The sequence below is a fragment of the Roseospira goensis genome, assembly GCF_014197795.1.
GTDB lineage: Bacteria > Pseudomonadota > Alphaproteobacteria > Rhodospirillales > Rhodospirillaceae > Rhodospira > Rhodospira goensis.
Window position 1 is genome coordinate 1 of sequence record NZ_JACIGI010000004.1, and the last position, 16,039, is coordinate 16,039.

13 protein-coding genes are annotated in these 16,039 nt (G+C 71.8%); 3 read left to right on the forward strand and 10 right to left on the reverse strand.

Features of this window, described 5'->3' with window-relative positions; all coding sequences use genetic code 11:
- Positions 1-230: 230 nt before the first annotated feature.
- The 6 genes from GGD88_RS03030 to GGD88_RS03055 form a co-directional block, all read right to left on the reverse strand.
- The gene (locus tag GGD88_RS03030) at positions 231-860 is read right to left on the reverse strand and encodes a ParA family protein (protein ID WP_184431606.1); all 630 of its coding nucleotides are present in this window, start codon (positions 858-860) and stop codon (positions 231-233) included.
- A gap of 94 nt (positions 861-954) precedes the next feature.
- A complete protein-coding gene (locus tag GGD88_RS03035) occupies positions 955-1,416 on the reverse strand; it encodes a hypothetical protein (RefSeq protein ID WP_184431608.1) in 462 nt (153 codons plus the stop codon).
- 52 nt (positions 1,417-1,468) lie between these two features.
- Entirely contained in the window at positions 1,469-3,547 is a 2,079-nt protein-coding gene (locus GGD88_RS03040) for a protein kinase family protein (RefSeq protein ID WP_184431610.1), read from the reverse strand.
- Between the two features lie 190 nt (positions 3,548-3,737).
- Entirely contained in the window at positions 3,738-5,027 is a 1,290-nt protein-coding gene (locus tag GGD88_RS03045; RefSeq protein WP_184431612.1) for an adenylosuccinate synthase, read from the reverse strand.
- A gap of 93 nt (positions 5,028-5,120) precedes the next feature.
- On the reverse strand, positions 5,121-6,062 hold the full coding sequence (locus GGD88_RS03050; protein ID WP_184431614.1) for an exopolyphosphatase: 942 nt from the start codon (positions 6,060-6,062) through the stop codon (positions 5,121-5,123).
- A 92-nt stretch (positions 6,063-6,154) separates the two neighbouring features.
- Positions 6,155-7,231: an MBL fold metallo-hydrolase gene (locus tag GGD88_RS03055; protein WP_184431616.1), complete on the reverse strand. Its 1,077-nt coding sequence runs from the start codon at positions 7,229-7,231 to the stop codon at positions 6,155-6,157.
- A gap of 124 nt (positions 7,232-7,355) precedes the next feature.
- On the opposite strand from GGD88_RS03055, the gene GGD88_RS03060 reads away from it, so the two are divergent.
- On the forward strand, positions 7,356-8,309 hold the full coding sequence (locus GGD88_RS03060; protein WP_184431618.1) for an ROK family protein: 954 nt from the start codon (positions 7,356-7,358) through the stop codon (positions 8,307-8,309).
- Here GGD88_RS03060 and GGD88_RS03065 read toward each other — a convergent pair.
- The 4 genes from GGD88_RS03065 to GGD88_RS03080 all read right to left on the reverse strand — a co-directional run bounded on the left by GGD88_RS03065 (position 8,293) and on the right by GGD88_RS03080 (position 13,847).
- Positions 8,293-9,924, reverse strand: coding sequence for an Hpt domain-containing protein (locus tag GGD88_RS03065; RefSeq protein WP_184431620.1), 1,632 nt, complete (start codon positions 9,922-9,924; stop codon positions 8,293-8,295). The two genes, GGD88_RS03060 and GGD88_RS03065, sit on opposite strands and share 17 nt — an antisense overlap.
- Complete coding sequence (locus tag GGD88_RS03070; RefSeq protein ID WP_184431621.1) at positions 9,921-10,337, reverse strand: response regulator; 417 nt, start codon at positions 10,335-10,337, stop codon at positions 9,921-9,923. Before GGD88_RS03070 ends, GGD88_RS03065 begins: the two co-directional genes overlap by 4 nt.
- 49 nt (positions 10,338-10,386) lie before the next feature.
- Positions 10,387-12,513: a glycosyltransferase gene (locus GGD88_RS03075; RefSeq protein WP_184431623.1), complete on the reverse strand. Its 2,127-nt coding sequence runs from the start codon at positions 12,511-12,513 to the stop codon at positions 10,387-10,389.
- A gap of 80 nt (positions 12,514-12,593) precedes the next feature.
- A complete protein-coding gene (locus GGD88_RS03080) occupies positions 12,594-13,847 on the reverse strand; it encodes a glycosyltransferase family 2 protein (RefSeq protein ID WP_184431625.1) in 1,254 nt (417 codons plus the stop codon).
- 213 nt (positions 13,848-14,060) lie between these two features.
- On the opposite strand from GGD88_RS03080, the gene GGD88_RS03085 reads away from it, so the two are divergent.
- A complete protein-coding gene (locus GGD88_RS03085) occupies positions 14,061-15,173 on the forward strand; it encodes a bacteriohemerythrin (protein ID WP_184431627.1) in 1,113 nt (370 codons plus the stop codon).
- A gap of 62 nt (positions 15,174-15,235) precedes the next feature.
- A complete protein-coding gene (locus tag GGD88_RS03090) occupies positions 15,236-16,024 on the forward strand; it encodes a PleD family two-component system response regulator (RefSeq protein WP_184431629.1) in 789 nt (262 codons plus the stop codon).
- The last annotated feature ends 15 nt before the right edge of the window (positions 16,025-16,039 follow it).

Here is a 16,039-nt window from a genome sequence, read left to right on the forward strand (position 1 = left end):
CGATCATCCGTGCCGCGCATGCCATCCTCCCAAACCCGATGGCATAGCGAATCATCCCACAGCCCCAAACGGAAGCCTTTTTCCGCAGCCTGCTAGAGCCGATTGTTCGAAATCGGAACCGCAAATGCGGTCCGATTTCGAACATGAATCGGCTCTACATTGTTGATTTTAGAGCAGAGTCACGCGCCAAAATGGGACCGCGGCGCGATTCCATTTTGGCGCGATCTGCCCTAATCCGCCCACCGCTCCAGCAGGTCGAACAAGGGCCGCCAGTCGTCGCGGTGGCTGTGCGCACGCGGGCCGCCGGTCTCGAACAGCGTGACCCCCTCCGCGACGGCATTGGCGTACTGCTGGGTATCGCGCAGCCGGGCGGCCACGGGAAACGCCAGGTCGGCCAGGAACGCCTCCAGACGGTCGGTCGCCCGGGTGCGGACGCGGGTCCGGTTGGCGACGAAGGCCACATCGCGTCGGTTGTGGCGGATGGTCTTGAGCCGGCCGAGCTGTTTCAGGAAGCGCCGTGTCCCGTCCTCGTCGAAGGCGGACGGCAGCACCGGCACGATCACCGTGTCGGCGCGGCGCACCACGTCCTTGACCGCGTCCTTGGTCATGGCAGCCGGGCAGTCCACGATCAGGCGGTCCAGCTTCTTCGGCAGCTTCCCGTCCTCGATATCGAGGTCGACGGCGGCGATCGGCGGTGCCGTCGCCGGGCGCCGCTCCAGCCAGGCGCGCGCGCTCTGCTGACGGTCGAGGTCGGCCAGCCCCGTGCGAAACCCGCGCCCTGCGAAATGCGCGGCGATGTGGGTGGCGACGGTGGTCTTGCCGCACCCCCCTTTGTTGTTCGCGACGGCCACGATGTACATGGCCCGAGCCTAGAGCATCCCGACCGGCGACGATACCACCCTCTCGTCGCCCCCTGTCGTCGCCGCCGCCTGCGACCGTGCGCCCGACCGGGCGTCACTCGCCGTCCTCGCGGGCCACCTCCGGCCCCCATTCGTCGACCAGGCGCTTCTGGTGGCTCTTGAGCGTCGTGATCCGGCGTGTCGAGGTCATTTGCATGAAGGCGCCGATGATCTCCGGTGTCGTCATGTACAGCAGCCAGCCGAACGCGGCCGCCCCGTAGATCATCATCAGCGTGAACACGTTGCCGATGATCGCCGTGGCGTGCTCCAGGGTGTGGGTCTCGAACCACAGCGAGAACAGACTGGGGGCCAGGGCCGCAAAGTTCAGCCCGCCCACGCACAGCCAGCCCGTGCGGCTGGCGGAGCGGTCGACGACCAGGGCCACGGCGGTCGGTAGCATCGCGACGGTCACCAGCAGCACGGTCGGCAGGAACAGGAACAGACCGATCGCAAACAGAAGGACGCCGCCGACCTTGGCTGCCACCCCGATGCCCGCGCTCTCAGACCTCGCCGCCATGCCAGCCCTTTCCCGTTCCGGTGGGGCGCCCGGTCCCACCGTCGCAACGTCGTCAGAACATATAGCCCATCAGCACGATCGCAACGGTCACGATCGCGATGCCCACCGAGCCGGTCGCCGCCACACGCTGTCCCGTGCGTTCCGCGTTCTCGTCGACCCCGGCCTGGCCGGTCTCCAGGTTGCGGATCTGCTGCTGGGCCATGGCCCATTCCGCGCGCGCACGCTGAAAGTCGTCGAAGTCCGCCTTCCGCTCGTCCGCGTTGTCGACGTAATTGTACAGTTCCGGCAGGCTGCCCTTGCGCACCAGCTTGGGAATTTCGCGTTCCAGCCCGCGCCGGCGCTCCCGACTCTGATAGCTGTTGATGATCGGGGCCATCAGGCCGCCGACCCAGCTGCATAGCCCGTACACCGCCTCCGGTCCCAGCCGCCATTGCAGCACGGCCAGCAGGCTGAGCATGCCGAGGGTGGAGCGCTTGGGGTCGGATTCGTTCAGCGCGGCGAGCTGCGGATCAATGTCCTTCGGGAACCGCGCGGCGATGAAGGCGACGACGTGGCGGTCCAGGGGGTTGGTCTTGGCGTCCATCCGGGCGCCGAGGCGGTCGAGCGCCGGCAGCACCTCCCGGATGTCCATCACCAGGTCCTTGGCGAACAGCGGGCTCAGGCAGTGCTGGCTCTCGTTCATCTCGTACAGGCAGCGCTCCAGACCGGCCCCGCGGTTGGCGCCGTCCAGCAGGAAGTCGCGCAGTTCCTTGAAGGTGCCGTCGAGCTGCACGTACTCGGGCGAGAAGTGATCCCGCGCCCCCAGCCACATCTTGGGGACCTCCTTGAGGATCACTTCGGTGACCAGGCGGGTGTCCTGTCCGCGCGCCACGAAGGCCGACAGCACGCTGCCGAAGCCGTCCAGATGGGCGCGGAACTCCCGATACCGGATCGGCGCCTGCGGATCGAGTGCGATCAGGACGTTGGCGAGGGCCATGTCGTTGGTGCCGCGCCGGCTGCGATCGCCGCCGAAGGTGGCATTGCGGATCGCCATCGCGACCTGATCGGCAAGCTGGTTGTCCTCCAGGCCCCGCCGCAACCAGATCTCCAGCTTGCCCTCCAGGACGACCGGCGCCGCCTTGTCCCAGTGGGTGGCCATGGCATGGGCCAGGTTGCGGGGTGTGAGAAACTCCTGGTTCAGGAACACGAACGCGCGCTGTGCGCGCCGCATCGGCCGTGCCTGCACCGGCGACATGCGGCGGCCGTTGAACCAGAGATCAAGCTGCTCGAAGTCCCAGCGCTGATCCGTGTCGTCGGCCAGAAGCCCCCGCAGAACCTCGATCATGTTGAGCGGCACCCGCTGGTCGCTGACCAGCGTGGCATAGGTGCCGTGGTGCAGCTTGCGCCGGATCAGGTCGGCGTCGCCCACGCCCGCCACCGGATCGCGCCCGATCAACAGCATCACGGTGCTGACGCCGAGGGCGTAGAAATCGTCGGCCGGGCTGCCGGGGCCGCGCCCCTCCGGCAGGCACATGCCGGATTCGATGGGCTCGGACACCACCGGCTGGTCGATGGCCGGCGGACTGGTGGCGCAGTCGCCCAGGACGATCCGCGTGCCGGCGGCATCCGCGAAGAACAGGTTGGTCGGGCGGATGGCGCGGTGCGTGACACCGTGATTGTTCAACTCGCCCAGCGCCACCGCGAGTGGCCGCAGGATCGTCTTGACGAACTGCTGATCCGTGATCGGATCAATGGTGTCCGCCATGCGGGTCATGACCCGGCCGCCCAGCGGCTGCTCGTAGACCAGGGCGAGCCGCACCGCCCCGTCCGGCGTCCAGTCGACCGGCCCCCACTCGACCAGCGCCATCAGGCCCGGCGACCGCAGGCCCTTCAGGTGCTTCATGACCTGGATGCGTGGCGGCAAGCCCCCGGTCACGATCAGGGCGAACATGGAACGGCCGCGCTGACGCTTGTCCTCCGCGACGAAGGCGGTGGCGTTGGGGGTGTCGAGGTCCGGCAGCCGGTTCTGCGGAAAGATCGCGAAGCGGTCCCGCAGCGTCACCGCGGGGCCGCTGCCCGCCGGAGCCGCCGGCGCAGCGGTGGCGGCGGCGCCGCCTGCGTCTGCTGCTCTGGTCTGGCGTTCGCGCGCCATGGGACCGCCGTTCCTCTCCGAGAGTGGATCGCCCCCCGTTGGACTTGCCCGTCAACGCCCGTCCGCAACGCCCGTCCGCGGCCCTCCCGGCCCGATGGATCACGCGCCGCCGGCACACCGGGACCGCGTTACCATAAGGCCAGCGCCCCCGGTCGACAATCTACCCAAAGTCGATAGTCGCCCCGCGCCGTCAATCCGCGAAGGGATCGTGAACGAGAATCGTCTCCTCGCGATCCGGGCCGGTCGAGAGGATCGCCACCGGGGCCTCGATCAGCTCCTCGATGCGTCGGATGTACTTGACCGCCGTCGCCGGCAGGTCGGCCCAGGTGCGGGCGCCGCGCGTACTCTCGGACCAGCCCTGCAGGGTCTCGTAGACGGGCTGGACGCGCGCCTGCGCCGCCATGCCGGCGGGGAAATGGTCGAGGCGCTCGCCGTCCAGATCGTAGCCGACACAGACCTTGAGTTCCTCCATCTGATCGAGCACGTCGAGCTTGGTCAGCACGATGCCGTCCACGCCGCCGACCTTCAGCGCCTGGCGCACCATCACGGCGTCGAACCAGCCGCAGCGGCGCCGGCGGCCGGTGACCGTGCCGAACTCGTTGCCGCGCTCGCCCAGGCGCTGGCCGGTCTCGTCGTGCAACTCTGTGGGGAACGGGCCGCTGCCCACCCGGGTGGTATAGGCCTTGGTGATCCCGAGCACGTAGGCCACCGCGCCCGGCCCCATGCCGGAGCCCGCCGCGGCCTGTCCCGACACGGTGTTGGAGGAGGTCACGAACGGGTAGGTGCCGTGCTCCACATCGAGCATGGCGCCCTGGGCGCCCTCGAACAGGATACGCTTGCCGGCCCGGCGGGCCTCGTCCAGCACCCGCCACACGGGGGCCACGTAGGGCGCGAACCGCGGGGCCAGCGCCAGCAGATCCTCAAGCAGCGCATCCCCGTCCAGCGGCTTAGCGCCCAGCCCCTTGCGCAGGGCATTATGGTGAGTGAGCAGCCGCTCCAGCTTGAAGCGCAGGGTGTCCGGCTCCGCCAGGTCGCAGACCCGCACGGCCCGGCGCGCCACCTTGTCCTCGTAGGCCGGACCGATGCCCCGCCCCGTGGTGCCGATGCGGCCGCCGCCGGCCGCTTCCTCGCGCGCCCGGTCCAGTTCGCCGTGGATCGGCAGGATCAGACAGGCGTTGTCGGCGATGCGCAGCACGTCCGGACCGATCTCGATCCCCTGCCCCTTGAGGCGCTCCACCTCGTCGAACAGCGCCCAGGGGTCGATGACGACGCCGTTTCCGATCACCGACAGCTTGCCCCGGACCACGCCGGACGGCAGCAGGCTGAGCTTGTAGACCGCATTGTCGACAACCAAAGTGTGTCCGGCGTTGTGCCCGCCCTGGAACCGCACCACGACATCGGCCCGTTCCGAGAGCCAATCCACCACCTTGCCTTTGCCTTCGTCTCCCCACTGGGCGCCGACCACGGCCACGTTGGTCATCGAATACTCCGACTCTGGTCCTTGGGTTCCGGGAAGGGTTCGTTGTGCGCACGGACGCCGCGCCATCGGGCGACGCGGCGGGCGCCGTCAGGCTTAATCCGCCTTGATGCGGGCGCTCAGCGCCGCCACGGTCTCGTCGACCGCGGCATCGGGCACTTGGCAGGTGCCGGCCGTCGCATGGCCACCGCCTCCGTACTCCAGCAGCAGATGCCCAAGATCGGCGCGCGAAGCGCGATTGAGGATCGAGCGGCCGAGCGCGATCTCCGTCAGACCGGGATGCGAGCCCGGCATCAGGTACATCGAGACCGTGGCATCCGGAAACAGGGCGTAGACCATGAACCGGTTGCTGGCATACAGCGTTGGCTCGGCCCGGAAGTCCACGACGACCAGCGGCCCGTCGCGCCGGGCGTGGCGGCGCGTCTGATGCTCGGCCCGCTCCTTGTGTTCCAGGTAGAGATGGACGCGCTCCTCGACGTCTGGGATGCGCATGATCTCCTCGATCGGATGGCGCCGGCAATAGATGCTCAGGTCGCGCATCAACTGCTCGTTCGAGATCGCGAAGTCGCGGAAGCGGCTCAGGCCGGTCCGCGGATCAACGATGAAGTTCAGCATGGTCCAGCGATCGGGCGCCAGGATGTCCATCTCGCTGTAGTCCGCCGAATCGGCCTGATCGACCGCCGCCATCATCTCCGGGTTGATGTCCGGGAACCCCGTCGCGCCGCCGTAGTGATCGTAGATGACGCGGGCCGCCGAGGGCGCCGCGCCGTCGATCACGAGGTTCGGGCGCGGTCCCACGCGCGTGATCTCGGAGGCATGATGGTCGAACGCCAGATGCACCCCGTCCACGTAGGGCAGATTGGAGGTGATGTCGCGGTCGCTGACCGGCACCCGTCCGGCCTGCATGTCGTTCGGCTTCACGAACACGATATCGTCGATCAGATCCCGTTCGCGCAGCAGTACCGCCGACACGATCCCGTCGAAATCGGGGCGGGTAATCAGGCGGAAGGTCCGCCCCGTCGCCTCACCGTCCTGCATCTCGTCGCCCTATCTCCCCAGAGGGTGCTCCGCTCCCCGCAGGACAATACCCGGCTTACCGCGCCGGGCCAACGGCCCGCAGCGGCGACCGCTCACACGGCCGAGAACCGTTCCGCGCCATCGCCGCCGACGACGCGCTGTAGGCGCCCCACGCGCTCCAGATGGTGCAGGTGGGCGAGGGTCTCGCCGATCGCGAAAAAGCGCTGATGATCGTCCAGCTCACGCCGGAACAAGGCCGGAACGAGATCCATCGCGCTGCGCGGCTGCGCCTGGCACAGCGCCGCCGTCTCGTCCAGGCGGCCGTCGTGATGGTGCAGCAGGACCCCGAGACGGGCGTGCAGACCCCGGAACGGCAGACCGTGCGACGGCAGCACCAGCACGTCGTCGTCCACGGTCGCCCGCCAGTGATGCAGGCTGGCCAGGAACAGCGACAGCGGATCCTCGTCCGGCTCCGTCGGCCACACACTGACGTTCGGACTGATCCGCGGCAGCACCTGGTCGCCGGAAATCAGCACGCGCAGGTGCGGACACCACAACCCGGCATGCTCCGGGGAATGGCCGTGACCGATGACCACGCGCCAGTCGTGCGCCCCGATGCGAATGTCCTGTCCCGCCATGATGCGGCGCACCGCCGGCGGATGGGGGACGACACGCGCCCGGTACGGATTGCCGCGCTGGTCGACCCGAGCCAGCATCTCCGGGCCGCATCCGGCGCGCTCGTAGAACCGACGCGCCAGCGCCGCGAACTCGCCATCCGCCATCGCGGCCAGCTGGCGGCCGAAGGCCCATTCGGCCAGCGGCGCCCACAGCGGCGCGTCCAGGCGGTCGGTCAGCCAACCGGAGAGCCCCATGTGGTCGGGGTGGAAATGCGTGCAGATTAGCCGGCGCACCGGACGGTCGGCCAGCGCTCCGGCGAGCAGCGCGTCCCACAGCATCTGTGTTTCGCTGGTCGCGATGCCGGTGTCGACGAGGGTCCAGCCGTCGCCGTCCTCCAGGACCCACAGATTGATGTGATCGAGCGCGAACGGCAGCGGCATCCGCACCCACAGGACGCCGGGCGCGACGGGGATCACCGTCCCGGGCTCGGGCGGCGTGGTGTGGGGAAAGCGCAGACCGTTGGCGCCGGTCTGGGCAGGACCGGCGGAACCGGCGGCGAAGGACGTGCTCATGGCGGGGGTGGTAGCGCGCTTTCCGGCCCGGCGCAAGCCGGCCCGCGCCGGGGACCGGCGGCCGGGCAGCGGCGATGGACGATCGCGGTGGCGGCCCCGCCCAGGCCCGGGTAGGCTGCCGCCCATGAGCCACAGCCGCGCGCCAGCCTCCGCCCACCCCCTGCGCCTTGGCGTCGACCTGGGCGGCACCAAGATCGAAGGCATCGCCCTCGACGCCGGGGGCGCCCCCCGCGCCCGCCGGCGTGTGCCCTCCCCGCGCGGCGACTACCCGGGAACCCTCGCCGCCATCCGCGATCTGGTCGCCGCCCTGGAGCAGCAGGCCGGCGGCCGCGGCTCGGTCGGCGTGGGCATCCCGGGCACACTGTCGCCCGCGACGGGCCTGGTGAAGAACGCCAACTCCACGTGGCTGATCGGCCGGCCGCTGGATCATGACCTGCACGACGTGCTGGGCCGGCCGGTGCGGATCGCCAACGACGCCGACTGCTTCGCGCTGTCGGAGGCCACCGACGGGGCCGGGGCCGGGGCGCGATCGGTGTTCGGCATCATCCTCGGTACCGGGGTGGGCAGCGGCCTCGTCGTCGACGGCCGTATCGTGTCGGGTCCGAACGCCATCGGTGGCGAATGGGGCCACAACCCCCTGCCCTGGCCCACCGACGATGAACGGCCCGGCCCACCCTGCTACTGCGGTCTCGCCGGCTGCATCGAGACCTTCCTGAGCGGCCCCGGCCTGGCCGCGGACCATGCCCGGACGACCGGCCAGAGCCTGACCGCCGAGATCCTGGCGGCGCGCGCCGACACCGGGGATCCCGCCGCCCGCGCCAGCCTGGACCGCTATGCCGAGCGTCTGGCGCGGGCCACGGCGACCGTGCTGAACATCCTCGACCCGGCGGTCGTGGTCCTGGGGGGCGGCCTGTCCAACATCGGCCGCCTCTATGCGCGCGTACCCGAACTGTGGCCCCGGTTCGTGTTCTCGGACACCGTGGCGACCGCCCTACGCCCGCCGGTCCATGGCGATTCCAGCGGCGTGCGCGGCGCCGCGTGGCTGTGGCCGGCGGAGGGCCTCACGCCCGCGCCCTGAAGCGCGCCCGGGCGATCAGGCCGGCCGCTGTCTCGTCGGCCGGCGCGTCGGGGTCGGTCAGGCCAGCCCACCCCACCGCCAGCGGCGTGTCGGGGACCAGTCCGGCGAACGCGTCACGCACCGTCGCCAGCAGCGTCGCCGCGTCGGCGTCCGTCACCGCGGGCAGCCCGACCACCAGCCCGTCGCCCGGTCCGCGTCCGAGCAGATCGTTGGGGCGCACCCGTTCGCGCAGGAGACGGGCGAGGCCACGGTCGGCGGCGGCCCAGTCCTCCACAGCGCCGCCGGCCTCGGTGTCGCCCGGTCCGAGCCAGCCCACGCTCAGGGGCATGTCGAGCGCCCGCGCCCGCCCCATCCGATACGCCAGCCGCCGCTCCAGTGTTCCCCGCAGCAGCACCGGCCCGCCGCCCTCGCGCCCCGCCCGCCGACGCGCGGCCTGGGCGCGCGCGGCCTGCCCCAGGACGGTGGCGGCCAGCAGGTCGGGCTCCACCGGTGCGGTCATCACGGCATCGCCGCCGCGGGCCAGCGTCGACGCCACCGGCCCCAGATCCGGTGACGGCACCAGCAGGACCAAGCCGACCGCCGCCAGGCCCGGATCCCGCCGCAGGGCCATCGCGAGAGTCGCAGCCCCGTCCGACGCGTCGGGCGCCGCCAGCAGGACGGCATCCCAGATCCCCTCGTCCGGATCATCGCTGCCGCCGAACGGCACCGCGTCGGGTCCGTCGACGACGTCGACCAGGGCGCCCGCGCCTTCCAGGATCCACCGCCACAGGTTGGCCAGGGTGGGCTCGCCTTCCAGGACCAGCACGCGGACCGCCTCCTCATGCCCACCCTCCCGCAGATCGGCATGCCGATCGACCACGGCGTCGGCGGTGAGTGGCACGGACAGCAGGCCGGCAGCCCCGGCCGCCACCACCCGCATCCGCAAGGCGGCGGAGGGCTGCGCGGCGGCACCGCACCAGGGGACGCCGGACCACGGTCCGTCCGGACCCGTCAGCCGCGTTAGCGTCGCCACACCCTCCGGCAGGGCATCCAGATCCACGACAACCAGGTCGGGCTTCACGCCGGTTTGCGCGGTCAACCCCTCGTCGGCGGTGGTCGTATCCGCGACCAAGCGCACCTTCCAGCCGTACAGCGCCAGGCGTTCGGCCACCGACGACCCGGCCTCGACGGTGCCGGTTCCACCCCAGGCGACAAGGACGCGCGCCCCCGGGAGACCCGGCGCCAGCGGGGCCGGTGGCGGTGCGGGACCGGGGCCGGTCACCAAGCTTGAATCGTCGACAGACAGCGCCTCGACCCGACCGACCACCCGGTGTGCCAGGACGCGGATCTGCGCCCACACCCGGCGGGACGGGCCGTGGGTCGACGCCCCCTCCAAAAGGATCTCCAAGGCCGCGGCCAGGCGCCCCAGATCCGGAAAGCCCATCGACCCGGCCGCCCCGGCCAGCGTGTGGGCCAGACCTCGCGCGGCTCCCAAGGCCGCGTCGGCATCCCCCGGGCCGGCGTCGGCCACCGCGCGCTCCAGCGCCGCCACCTGTCCGCGCGCCTGATCCACGAACAGGGTGACGCTGCGCCGCACGGGCCCGCTATGGCCCCCATGCCCCGCCGGATCGGTCATGCCCTGGAGTCCCGCCACGCGGTCCAGACCGCCCGCAGGGCATCGGCCAGGGCGAAGACATCGAAGGGTTTGCCCAACACCCCGATGATGGCCGCGTCGTCGTGCCGCATCCGCTCGGCCAGATCGGGGCGTCCGGTCAGGAGCACCGTCGGCGTGCCCGCCAGACCGGGCCGCGTCCGCAGGGCCCCCGCCAAGGCCGCGCCATCCATGTCGGGCAACTGGACGTCGAGCAGGAACAGATCCGGCGCCACATCGGACACCACGGCCAGGGCCTCGGTGGCGCTGCCGCAGCTCCTCACGTCCAGTCCGCCGATATCGCCCAGCGCCGCCGCCACGAGGCTCCGGACCGCCTCGTCGTCCTCCACGACCAGGACCGTCCGCAGGTCCTGGACATCCCGGCGTCGATCGGTCATCGGCCCTGCCCTTCTTCTCCGGTCGGACCACTTCCGTACGGGTCTCGGGTCAACTATCCATGCGGCCGGAGCGAATGCAACCCGCGGCGTGTCGCAGCGATCCTCGCAGGCGCCGCAGCAGGCTCGCGACGGCGCGCGGTGCCGCCGTCAACGCCCAGGACCGCGAGACCAGAATCTCCCACAGCACCGCGCTGGCCGTGCCGGGCGCCGTCAGCGGCGGCGGCTCCGCCGGCTCCGGCGCCAGTCCGTGCCGACGGCGGCGCCGGTTGCGCAGCGGCCGGGTCATCCGCCAGGGCCAGGACCGCCATAGCGCCCGCGCCCGCCGCCGGTCGCGCCGGGCGGCAGGCCGCCAGGGATCGGCGGTTCCGGCGTCGCCGCGCTGCGCGTTCGAGGCAGGGTCCGTCTGGGCGAGGGTGCCGGCCAGGGTCGCGGCCAGCAGATCGGCGTCCCGTGCCGCCGCCGGCCCCGCCCACAGGCGCGGCGCCCGCGCCAGGGCGGCGCTCGGATCCCGCCATACCGGCGCCCGCGTCAGCACGCTCACCGGCGCGGCCTCGTGCCGCAGGCCGGCCGCCACACAGAGGGCCACCAGCCCCCACAGGCCGCTGTCCGGGTCCCAGTCGCGCACGGCCACCCGCCGCGCGCGCGGTCCCAGCACCAGGCCGGGTCCCGCGACCAGGTTGACGGCGCAGGCGCTGGCCGGCACCGAATCCAGGCACAGCCGCAGGCGCGGCGGCGTGCCCTCGTGCCAGCCAGGGGCCAGCAGGTCGGCACCGGTGCGCACCAGGATAGCGGCCACCGTCGGCAGGGCGTCGGGGTCCAGGTGGTCGGCATCCGTCAACAGGCACACCGGGCCCTCCGTGTCCTCCACCCGCGCCAGCGCCGCCGCCCAGGCCGCGCAGGCGCGGTTCGCCGGCGCCTGCACGGGGAACAGCGCGGGCGCGTGTGTCTGGGGGCCGTGCAGCGCCGCCGGCCGCGCGAGCAGTGCCCGATGCCAGGCCCGCCACGCCGCTGCCGCCGCCGCCGCCTCGGCGGCCGGCCGGGCTGGCGCGAAGGGGGTGCCGAGCACGGCGGACAGGCGCGCCGCCAGCGCGGGCGCCGCATAAGGAACCAGGACCCGGTCGCGGTCCTCCGGCGCGATCAGGTCCGGTATGCCGCCGGTCGCGCTGGCCAGCACCGGTACCCCCAGGGCGAGGCACTCGTGCAGGGTGAGCGGGCTGTTCTCCATCGGCGCCAGGACCAGCGCGAGGCAGCCCGGCGCCTGGAGCCGGGTCAGCGCCGCGTCCCGGTCCAGCGTATCGAGCACCGAGACCGGCCAGGGCCAGGCGGCCGCCCGCCGGGCGATGACGCGCCCGGCCGGCTCGCCGTGGACGGTTGCCGCCCGGCCCAGGAACGTGACTCGGGTCGGGTGCGGCCCCGGAGCCGTGGTCAGCCGGTCGAGCGCGTCGAACAGGACCGGCAGTCCCTTGCGATCCTCCAGGCGTCCGAACAGGACCAGTTCGGTGACCGGCGTTGCGGGCCGCGACGGGCGTCGTGGTCCGGGATCGGGTACGAGCTGCGGCAGGATGCGCACGCCGGGCACCGGTGCCCCCCGTCGCGCCAGCCACCCGGGCATGAACGGCCCGGGCGCCCACACCGCGTCCATGAGCGACGGCGCGGCCCGCTCCATCTCGATCTGGATCAGCCGGGTGAGGTCGTCGAGCGGGGTGTCGTTACCGATCAGGGTCCAGTCCGAGGCGCCGTGCAGCCCCAGCACCAGCCGCGTCGTCCCGAGCGCCAGTCCCTGGCGGCGCGCCCGGCCGCACAACAGGGCATCGCCGCCCCAGTCGTTGAAGTGCACCAGATCGAAGCGGCGCGCCGCCAGCCATGCCAGCACCGCCCAGCGCCGGGCCAGCGTGCCCCGCACCCAGACCCCGGCCATGACCGGAGCAAGCGGATCCGTGCCCGGGGCCGGCAGGGCTGCCAGGGTCACACCCCGCCGGCGGTAGTGCGCCACCCAGTCGGCGAAGGTCCCATCCATGGCCCTGGGGCCGTTCACGCACAGGACCGTGACCGCATGGCCCTCCGCGACCAGCAGGTCGGCCAGCGCCGACAGCATCGTGGCAATGCCCCCGGTCCGGGTCACGCCCAGGATCTCGGTGGTGACCAGACAGATGCGGGCGCCTGTTTCCTGCGACACGGATCCTCTTTGGGTGCGGGGTGTCCCGTGCCGCATCCTATCCCGGCGCGACGGCGGCGCACAGCCCACACCGCCGGGCGTTACAGTGGCAGACCCGCGGCGCGCAGGCGGTCGCGCACCCGCTGGTGCGCCCGCGCCCGGTCCATGGTGGCCGACATCGAGTCGGGCGATTGCCGCTTCCACACCAGCGGCCGCGGGATCACCCGCTGCGGCACGCCGCTAAGCCAGGCCCGCACCAGCAGATCCCAGTCCTCGGCCCCGACGGCCGGATCGGGATCGAAGCCGCCGAGCCGCATGTACGCGTCGCGGCGGATCAGCAGGTTGGCGTCGCCCAGATCGTTGCCCTCTGCCAACAGCCCCGGCACCGGGCCGAGGGGCATGTACAGCGGGGCCGTGGCCGGATCGGTCCCGGGCGACGGCGGCTCGCCCGAGAACAGCGCCGCCCAGCAGGTCCAGATGGCGGCGGCCCCGGTGGCGGCCGCGCCGGCGAAGGTGGCGAGCGCGTCATCCGGTGCGAGGTTGTCGTCGTCCATGAACAGGACCCAGTCCGTCGTCAGCGCGGCGGCCCCCGCGGTCCTGGCCGCGCCGAGGCTGGCTTGCGCGCATTCGAGCACCCGGGCCGGCGCCACCCCGAAGCCCGCCACCGCCCGCCGCACGGCTGCGCGGGCGGCCGGGTCGGCGCTGGCGGCGTCGACGACCACCAGATCGTCGGGCGGGCGGGTCTGGCGCGCCAGCGACGCAAGCGCCTGCGCCGCCCACCGAGGCCGGTCCCGATGCACCAGCACCACGCCGATCGACACCCGCGCCGCCGCGCCCACCCCGGTCCGCGCCGAACGGCACCGCGACGCCAGCCAGCCCCGCGGGTCGGCGCCCGCCTCTGGCGGCAGGTCCACGTCCGTGACCGGGCGCACCGGGCCGCTCCAGTCCGCGGCCTCCTGCGTCCGCGCACCCAGCCAGGCCCGCAGCAGCACGGTCCGGCGCGACGGGTCCGGGGCCGACTCCGGGGTCGGCAACAGGATGCAAAGCGGCGGGTCGGAGTCCGCCACCGCGCAGCGGGCCTGGGCAGCGATGCCGAACCACCACGGCGGCCCGATCAGGATCAGGCTCGCGGCCGGCGGCAGCCGCGCGAGTCGCGCCGCCACGCGGCGGGCAAAGGCCGCCGGACCGGTCTCGACAGCCCCCGGTGCCACGCCCGCTCCGCCCTGCGGAACCAAGACGGGCGCCACCGACACCCCGACCTCCCACAAACGGTCGAGAACCGGCATCGGGCCGGGCGCCGGAAGAACCACCTGCACGTCGACGCGCCGATCATAGGACGCAAGCAGTGACTTCATCGTGCTTTCGGGGTGTCAGTCGTGTGACCTCTGTCTACTTTGAGCCCGCAGAATCGCCATGCTACTGTACCGGACGCCAGAACGGGAGCGCGGGCAGGGGGTCGCGAGACAATGGGCGAACGCGAATACAGAGATGTCGCCAACGGTGCGATCGCAGCGGCAGAAGCCGCCGTATCGACCCTCGGCGATCAGCAGGGCAGGCGAGCCGATCAGTTGCAGAAGCTGGCGTCGCTTTTCGTCGTGGTCGAGAAGCGCTATCAGGCCCTGCAACAGGATCTGCGGGAGCGGGACGCGCAGATCCGCGTTCTGGAGGAGGTGAACGACTCGCTGGTCACGGCCCTGCGCGCCCTCACGGCGCGCGTGCAGGACAACGCCGACGCCCTGGCGCTCGACGATACGGCCCTGGCCGACACCATCGGCCGCTCCGAATCCCTGGTCTCGGATGCCTTCGGAACCGGCGGCAACGCCAATCCGACGCGGCCTCCGGATGCGGGGCCGACCCCCGAGGAGACCGACCTCGCCGGTGCGATCGTCGGAGAGGACGAGGGACCGCCGCAGGTGGCCGCGGGCGCCTCGTCGATGCTGGAGACGCTGGACGGCGACGAACTCGTGTTCGAAGAGGCCCCGCCCGAGCCGGCTCTCGGGTTCGAGGCGGACGAGGCGGTCGACGCCAATACGGTGGCGCTCGATCCCGGACCGGAGGCGGCGGAGGCCGAGGACACGGAGCTGGCCCTGGTGCCGGACCAGGACCTGAGCACAGACGACGGCAGAGCGCCGGTCGGCGATGCGGAACCCCGGGCGGACATCGACGACGAGGCGAGCGAACCGCTGACCTGGAGCGAGACCTGGACCGTCGGGGCCGAAGCGATGGACCGCGATCACCGCATCCTGGTCAATCTGGTCAATGCGCTGCCGCAGGCCTTCCGCGCGCCGGACAGCGAGTGGGTGGTCGGCAGCGTCCTTAACAATCTATGGGATTATACGGCCTTCCATTTCGACCGTGAGGAGACTCTGCTCCGCGCCGCGAATTTTCCAGGGGCCGCGGAGCATGCCGCGCGTCATGCCACCTTGAAGGAGCAGATCCGCACGTGGCTGGATCGCTATCAGGCGGATCCGGCGGCGGTCGACGCCCGCGAGTTGCTGTCGTTCCTGAAGGGGTGGCTGATGAACCACATCCTGGGCGAGGACATGCGCTACAAGCCGTACGTAGAGAACAACACGGACGCCCAGGCCATCGCCGCGGCGGTTGTGGCCGACCCGCACCTGCTCGACAGGCTGGGTAGTACGGCCGAGGCAATCGTGCCGACGGACCCGGACCGGCCCTAGCGAACCCCGCGGGTCTCCTCGCGCCATTATCTGTCCCTGCCGGACTGGAAGGAGCCGTTGGCATGGGTGCTGCCCGTCAGAACGGAAGCGGCGCCGAGGTCGTGCTGGCCGAAATGCGCCAGGAATTCCTCGACGAGATTGCCGACTTCGCCCGTGATCTCACCCTCGCCCTGGACACCGCCCGGCGCGATCCGGAGGCCCTGGCGGCCGCGATCCGCCTCGGCCAGCGGCTTGGCCTGGCCCTCCGGGGCCAGGGCGAGACGCTGGGCCTCAGCCCGTTGACGGCGCTGGGCCTGCGCCTGGGCGACTACCTGTCGGAAACCCGGAACGTCGCCCCGTCCCTCATCCTGGGTGACCTGGAGCGGTTCCTGGAGGTCATCGTGGGGGTCAGCGAGGGCCGCATCGCCCCCGACACCGACCAGGGTCCTCTGGTGCGGCGCCTGCCCGCCAAGCGCGGGTTCGCCCCGGCGGAGATCGAGGTCCGGGACATCGAGGTGATGCTGGTCATGGAGCCCGGCGCCCAGACCCACTACGTCGAGCGCGAGTTGCAGCAGTGCGGGTACCGCACGGCTCAGATTGGCTCGACGTTCGAGGCGCTGCCGCTCATCGTGCGCACCAATCCCGACATGGTGATCGTCTCGGCGGTCATGCCGGGGCTGAGCGGCATCGACCTGGTGATCGGGCTGACGGCGATGCCCCAGACCCGCAACGTGCCGGCGGCCCTCATCACCAGCCTCGATCCCGACAGCGACCTTCTGAGCCTGCTGCCTAAACGCGTGCCGATCATCAAGAAGGGGGCGAGCTTCGGGGACGACCTGTTTCGCGCCCTGGACAGCCTGTTCCTGATCTGATCGGTGCCCCATTCC

Bases quoted from the DNA above. Each gene is read 5' to 3' on its own strand.
- GGD88_RS03045 (WP_184431612.1), bottom strand. From the start codon at position 5,027: ATGACCAACGTGGCCGTGGTCGGCGCCCAGTGGGGAGACGAAGGCAAA.
- GGD88_RS03055 (WP_184431616.1), bottom strand. From the start codon at position 7,231: ATGAGCACGTCCTTCGCCGCCGGTTCCGCCGGTCCTGCCCAGACCGGC.
- GGD88_RS03090 (WP_184431629.1), top strand. From the start codon at position 15,236: ATGGGTGCTGCCCGTCAGAACGGAAGCGGCGCCGAGGTCGTGCTGGCC.
- GGD88_RS03070 (WP_184431621.1), bottom strand. From the start codon at position 10,337: ATGACCGATCGACGCCGGGATGTCCAGGACCTGCGGACGGTCCTGGTC.
- GGD88_RS03035 (WP_184431608.1), bottom strand. From the start codon at position 1,416: ATGGCGGCGAGGTCTGAGAGCGCGGGCATCGGGGTGGCAGCCAAGGTC.
- GGD88_RS03065 (WP_184431620.1), bottom strand. From the start codon at position 9,924: ATGACCGATCCGGCGGGGCATGGGGGCCATAGCGGGCCCGTGCGGCGC.
- GGD88_RS03050 (WP_184431614.1), bottom strand. From the start codon at position 6,062: ATGCAGGACGGTGAGGCGACGGGGCGGACCTTCCGCCTGATTACCCGC.
- GGD88_RS03040 (WP_184431610.1), bottom strand. From the start codon at position 3,547: ATGGCGCGCGAACGCCAGACCAGAGCAGCAGACGCAGGCGGCGCCGCC.
- GGD88_RS03060 (WP_184431618.1), top strand. From the start codon at position 7,356: ATGAGCCACAGCCGCGCGCCAGCCTCCGCCCACCCCCTGCGCCTTGGC.
- GGD88_RS03030 (WP_184431606.1), bottom strand. From the start codon at position 860: ATGTACATCGTGGCCGTCGCGAACAACAAAGGGGGGTGCGGCAAGACC.
- GGD88_RS03080 (WP_184431625.1), bottom strand. From the start codon at position 13,847: ATGAAGTCACTGCTTGCGTCCTATGATCGGCGCGTCGACGTGCAGGTG.